Raw genomic sequence first — 5,415 nt, 5'->3', positions numbered from 1 at the left:
CCCCCGCCCGGTCCAGGTTCTCCAGTGCCCGGCCGAGCAGGAGGTGGACCAGGTCCGCCTCGGTGAGCCCGACGGTGGGCCGATCGGCCTCCACGGCGACGCCGTCCCGCAGCACCGTGACCCGGTCCGCCGCCTCGATGACCTCGTCGAGGCGGTGGGTGATCAGCAGCACCGAGGTCCCGGTGACGACGACGTCGTCCAGGATCTCGTAGAAGTGCTCCAGCGTTTCCCGGTTCAGCGAGCGGGTGGACTCGTCGAAAATTATGACGCCCTGGCCGCTCTCGGCGCCCTGGGCCCTCTGGGCGTCCTGGAGCGCGCGGGCGATCGCCACGCTCGCGCGGTCCTCCTCGCGCAGCGACCCGACCGGGGCGTCCAGCGAAACGACGCAGCCGAGCCGTTCGAGCACCTCGGCGGCGGCCGCGCGCTCCTCGTTCCAGCGGATCCGGCGCGACCACCGGGTGGCGCGGAAGCGTCCGACCCGCAGGTTCTCGACCACGCTGTGGTCGTTGACCAGGCCCAGCGACTGGTGCACGACGGCGAGTCCGCGGGCGCGCGCCTCCAGCGGACGGACCGGCAGGGCGAGCTCTGCGCCGTCGACGACGATCCGCCCGCCGGGATCCGCCGGGTGGAAGCCGGTGAGGATCTTGGCCAGCGTCGACTTGCCCGACCCGTTCTGACCCACCAGCGCGTGGATCTCCCCCGGCTGCACGTTCAGGCTGACGTTGCGCAGCGCGCGGTTCCGGCCGAACGTCTTCGACACGTTGTCGATCCGCAGGCGGGGCTGGGCATCCGGGGACATCGTCAGTTCGCCTTCCAGAGGTTCCCGAATTTCGTCGGGAAGTCCGTCGGCCCGAACCACTCGCCGGACTCCTCGGCCTCCTCGGTGAGCTCGACGCTGCCGATGGTGTCCCGGGTGAAGATCCGAACGGGGATTTCGTAGTCCGGCAGCGGCTTGCCGGTCATCAGCCGCAGGACGGCGTCGGCGTCGGCCCAGCCCTGGAACACCGACGCCTGGCCGACGTCCGCGTGCAGGAAGTTCTTCGACTCGACCATCTTCAGGCCGGGCAGCTGCGCACCGGCCGAGGCGCCCTTGAGCGATGGGGTCCTGCCGGACTGCTGCGCTCCGCTGAGCGTCGGCTGCAGGTACTGGTCGAACTCCGACACCAGGTAGTTCGCGCCGGGCGTCCGGAGCAGCGCCGAACTGGTCGACGACGCGATCAGCGAGTAGTTCGCGGACGAGATCTTGTTGACCGTCACCGTGCACCTCGGACAGTCCTCGTCGAAGACTTTCCGCGCGGCCTCCACGTACGCGACCGTGGATTGGGAGTCCGTGCTCTGGTTGACGACGACCTTCGCGGTGCCGCCGGAGTCGTGGATGATCCACTTGGCCATCGCGGTGAGCATCGCGGTGCCGCCGCCCTCGAGGTAGCCGAGCGTCGTGCTCGCCGGGTGCTTCGGGTCCGGGATCTGGTCGGTGATCAGCACCGGGATGCCCTTGGCCTGGGCTGCATCGAACCCGTTGGCGGCCAGCGCGTACGGGATCGAGTCGGTGACGATCGCCCCGGCGTTCGCCGCGGTCGCCTGCGACACGCACGCGCTGACCTCGGACGGGTTCGAGTTGCCGTTGCAGAGCTGCATCGTCATGCCGACCGTGGCCAGGGCCTCGGAGAGTGCCTTGGCCGTGATCGCGAACTGGTGCGCCTGCTGGGTGATCGGGATGTAGTAGACGGTGGTGCCGGCGATCTTCGACACGTCGCCAACCGGCTCGGTCGGGATCGGATAGGCGTCCCGGGGGGCGGAGAGCTTCTCGACCTCGGCCGCGAGCGCGCTGTCGGGGCTGTTCGCGCTGGACCCGGTGGTGTTCCCGGCGGAGTTCCCGCAGCCCGCCGCGACGAGCGCCATCGCGGTCAGAGCCAGTACCGGACGCAGGCCACGCCGGAGCCGGCAGCTCGAACCGGGAAGGTCATCGCGCATGATCGGGCGCCTTTCAGAGGGGTTCTTCGAGGTGGGCGCTGGGCCGCCGACCGGGCGCTACGAGCCGGAGCGCGCGTGCAGCCGGGTGGAGATCGTGACGGCGACGATCAGCACTCCGCCGTAGAAGACGTTGGCGACCCAGCCGGCCACCCCGAGCAGCTGGAGGCCGAGGATGCCGGTGGCCAGGAAGTAGACCGCGAGGAGCGTGCCCAACGGGTTGAACCGGCCGGGCTGGAGGATCGCGGTGCCGAGGAACACCGACGCGAACGTCGGCAGCAGGTAGCTCTGCGAGACCGTCGGATCGAATCCCCCGGTGGCCGCCGCGGAGAGCACCCCACCGACCCCCGCGATCAGGCCGGCGGCGACGAACGCGCCGAGCCGGATGCGGTCCACCTGGATACCGGCCAACCGGCTGACCTCACGGTTGGCGCCGACGAAACGCATGTTGCGCCCCAGTGGCGTCGCGCCCAGCAGGTAGGCGAACGCCACCATGAGCAGAATTCCCTCGAAGAAGCTGATCGGCAGCCCGCCGACGTCGTAGAGGGCGATCTGCGCGAACTCGCCGGGCAGGCCGCTGACCGGAGCCAGGTTGGCCGCCCACAGCGCGATGCCGAGCACGAACGTGCCCATGCCGAGCGTCACGACGATCGTGTTGACGCCGACCCGCACGACGAGGATCGCGTTGATCAACCCGCAGAGCGTCGCCGCCGCCACCGCGGCGAACGCCGCAGGCCAGACGCCCCAGCCGTGGTCGACGACGAGCACCGGCAGCACGATCGCCGCGAGGCCGAAGACCGACGCGACCGAGAGGTCCACGAACTCGCCGACGCAGATCGTGCAGAGCAGTGCCGCCGTGAGGAACACCAGCGCCTGCTGGCTGCCGAAGATCGTCTGGAAGGTGCCCTGGGTCAGGAACGTCTCCGGCACCGCGACGGCGTAGACCAGCGCCAGCAGCAGCCAGACGCCGATCACCGCGAACCGTGCGCCGAGGACGCCGGCGGTGTGGGCCACCGCCGGCGTCTCCGGCGTCTCAGCGCTCCGCGGCGTCTCCACCGAGGACGTAACGGTCATGCGGAGGCCGGTTTGAGCGAGGTCTGGGGTTCGATCTTCGCGAAGCCGCGGACGTCCGGGTAGGGGTCGGTCCAGCCCGGCTTCGGGTCGACCTGGAACGTGTTGAGCAGCATCGCCAGCATCGAGTAGTTGCCGAGGCTGCCGATCAGGTCGACCAGGCCCTGCTCGCCGAAGGCCGCCAAGCCGGCCGCGAACGTCTCGTCGCTGACGAAATGATCCCGCAGTACCTCGGTCGCGAAGCGGTGCAGGATCGCCGCGTCCTCGTCGTCGCCGAAGTCGGGCACCTCGTTGCGGGCCAGCTGCTCGATGCTCTCCGCGGGGAGCCCGGCTTCGACCGCCTTGTCCGCGTGCGCGTTCCACGAGTAGGCGGCGTCGAAGTGACGCGCGGCGATCAGGAGGCTGAGCTCGCGCAGGCGGAGCGGGAGCGACGATTCGAATCGGCAGAACGCACCGAGTGCCTCGACCCGCTCGCATAATTCCGGGCTCCGCAACCAGATCAGGAACGGCCCGCGCGTTCCGCCCCGGCGCGAGGCGATTCGCTCACTGATCTCCGCCTGGCGCGCGGTCAGTTCTTCGAGCGGAGAAAGTCGCACGTGCACCGTCCAAGTCGAGAGGAATACTTTTTCTAGGTGACGTAATCCTGCGGAAGCCTTTCGTCGATGTCCACCGTGCGCACGGGCCCGAGCGCGAAACATTAGCGTTCGCGTTCCGGACGCCTGCACGGCCGTGGACGGGCCTACTCTCGGGTTGCGACACGGCCCCCACCGGAAGGCTCCGCCATGACCATCATCAAGGCAGCGCTGGTCGACCGCTTGGACCGCGGCGGCAGCGTCGCCACGATCCCGCTGATCACCAAGCACAGCGCGGTGGAGAAGACGACGTTGACGTCGGGCATCAGCACGTACCCGCCCGGCACCGGGGCTCCTCTGCACACGCACAACTGCGTCGAACACGTCACCCTCCTCAGTGGGGCGGCCGAAGTCGAGATCGACGGGGACGTCACCCCGCTCGAGGTTTTCGATACCACTTATGTCGAAGCCGGAATTCCCCACGCGTTCCGCAATATCGGCGACACGCCGATGACCATTCTGTGGGTTTACGACTCCGCTTATGTCACGCGAACCTTCATGGCGAACGGAAAAACGGTCGAGCACCTTTCGGTGGACGACCGGATGGTCTCCGATTAATGCGCGCCCGCCCGTAGCCCGGGAAGCCGGCCGACCTGGTCGTGACGAACGGCAGGGCGGTGGACGCGCGGCGGCGCGCCGCCTGCGGGTCGCGGTGTCATCGCGGTGCTCCCATCGCCGGTGAAGGGTGCGGCGCCCGGTCGGCGCGCGAAAGCTGAGTCGGTCCGGACTCCTGCCCGGCGCCAACAGGCTAAGCACCAGAACGACCAGCGCGCGACGAATCCGGCGACCTCAAAGATTAGAGTTCACTCAGCTTTTGGCTCTCCCACCGGCGCGTCGGCGTTGGATGTGAGGCGTGCCGAACAGACAACGTGGTCAGTACGCACGCACGGCCGGACGACGTCGGGAGATCGCCCGTGCGGTGCTCCGCCTCGTCGAGGAGAAGGGACACGGCAACGTCACGACCGCCGAGGTGGCCCGCCGCGCGCGGACCAGCGAGGCGACCGTGCTCTATCACTACCCGGGCAAGGACCACCTGCTGGTGGCGGCGCTGGAGTACGCGGACGCGGCCAGCGCCGACCACCGGGACGTCGTCCTCGACCTGGCCGGGTTACGCGCCTTCGTCCGGGTCGCAACCACCCATCGGGAGCCACTGTTGCGACTGCACACGGTGCTCGCCGGGCATGCCGCGACGCCGGACCACCCGGCCGCCGAGTACTTCGCCCGCCGGCACGCCGCCGCGATCGACGAGTTCCGCCGCCTGGTCGAGCAGCGTCAGCGGCACGGAGAGGCTCACCCGGGGCTGGACGCGGTGGACGTGGCACGGCAGATCGTCGCGGTGTGGGACGGGCTCGAGGCGCAGTGGCTCGTCGATCCGAGCTTCGATCTCGCGGAGACGCTGATGCGGGCGATCCGGCGGCTCACCGCCCAGAACTGGATGGACGTTCGCCAGACTCTGCTAGCCCCAGAAACAGGCCTCTGACCCCGCGCCGCGGGGCGCCGCGGGGCGGCGGGGCGGGGTGTTGCGGGGCGCCGCCGCGGGGTGTTGCGGGGCGCCGCCGCGNNNCGCCGCCCGTGGGGCGGATTTCGGGAGACCACCTCTGCGGGGCGGTCGTGAGGTGGTCTTTCGGGAAATCAACGTCTCCGCCGCCCCGACGAGGCGGATTTTCGAGAACTCCCCCAGGCACCCCGACGGCGCGGCGGCCCGGTGGGCGCGCGGCACGGCGGGCGCGCGGCACGGTGG

6 protein-coding genes are annotated in these 5,415 nt (G+C 69.9%); 2 read left to right on the top strand and 4 right to left on the bottom strand.

All coding sequences use genetic code 11. The features are described from left to right. The 4 genes from ABEB28_RS27005 to ABEB28_RS26990 form a co-directional block, all read right to left on the bottom strand. Positions 1-799 (bottom strand): ATP-binding cassette domain-containing protein (locus ABEB28_RS27005; protein WP_345731026.1); only part of this gene is annotated, 799 nt, incomplete at its 3' end. Between the two features lie 2 nt (positions 800-801). After that, complete coding sequence (locus tag ABEB28_RS27000; protein WP_345731025.1) at positions 802-1,974, bottom strand: sugar ABC transporter substrate-binding protein; 1,173 nt, start codon at positions 1,972-1,974, stop codon at positions 802-804. A gap of 57 nt (positions 1,975-2,031) precedes the next feature. Next, the gene (locus tag ABEB28_RS26995; protein ID WP_345731024.1) at positions 2,032-3,045 is read right to left on the bottom strand and encodes an ABC transporter permease; all 1,014 of its coding nucleotides are present in this window, start codon (positions 3,043-3,045) and stop codon (positions 2,032-2,034) included. Continuing rightward, positions 3,042-3,638, bottom strand: a complete 597-nt coding sequence (locus ABEB28_RS26990) for a carboxymuconolactone decarboxylase family protein (RefSeq protein WP_345731178.1) — start codon at positions 3,636-3,638, stop codon at positions 3,042-3,044. The genes ABEB28_RS26995 and ABEB28_RS26990 overlap by 4 nt, the downstream gene beginning before the upstream one ends. A 186-nt stretch (positions 3,639-3,824) precedes the next feature. Here ABEB28_RS26990 and ABEB28_RS26985 point away from each other — a divergent pair, with 186 nt between their 5' ends. After that, complete coding sequence (locus tag ABEB28_RS26985) at positions 3,825-4,232, top strand: cupin domain-containing protein (RefSeq protein WP_345731023.1); 408 nt, start codon at positions 3,825-3,827, stop codon at positions 4,230-4,232. Between the two features lie 295 nt (positions 4,233-4,527). Beyond that, positions 4,528-5,154, top strand: coding sequence for a TetR/AcrR family transcriptional regulator (locus ABEB28_RS26980; RefSeq protein WP_345731022.1), 627 nt, complete (start codon positions 4,528-4,530; stop codon positions 5,152-5,154). Positions 5,155-5,415: the final 261 nt, after the last annotated feature.

This window comes from Cryptosporangium minutisporangium, from assembly GCF_039536245.1.
In the GTDB taxonomy this organism is placed as follows: domain Bacteria; phylum Actinomycetota; class Actinomycetes; order Mycobacteriales; family Cryptosporangiaceae; genus Cryptosporangium; species Cryptosporangium minutisporangium.
Note: the sequence above shows the minus strand (reverse complement) of the source record. Positions and strands in the feature narration are given on the sequence as shown.

Excerpts from the sequence above, each read along its gene's own strand:
- ABEB28_RS26995 (WP_345731024.1), bottom strand. The coding sequence starts at position 3,045 with ATGACCGTTACGTCCTCGGTGGAGACGCCGCGGAGCGCTGAGACGCCG.
- ABEB28_RS26985 (WP_345731023.1), top strand. The coding sequence starts at position 3,825 with ATGACCATCATCAAGGCAGCGCTGGTCGACCGCTTGGACCGCGGCGGC.
- ABEB28_RS27000 (WP_345731025.1), bottom strand. The coding sequence starts at position 1,974 with ATGCGCGATGACCTTCCCGGTTCGAGCTGCCGGCTCCGGCGTGGCCTG.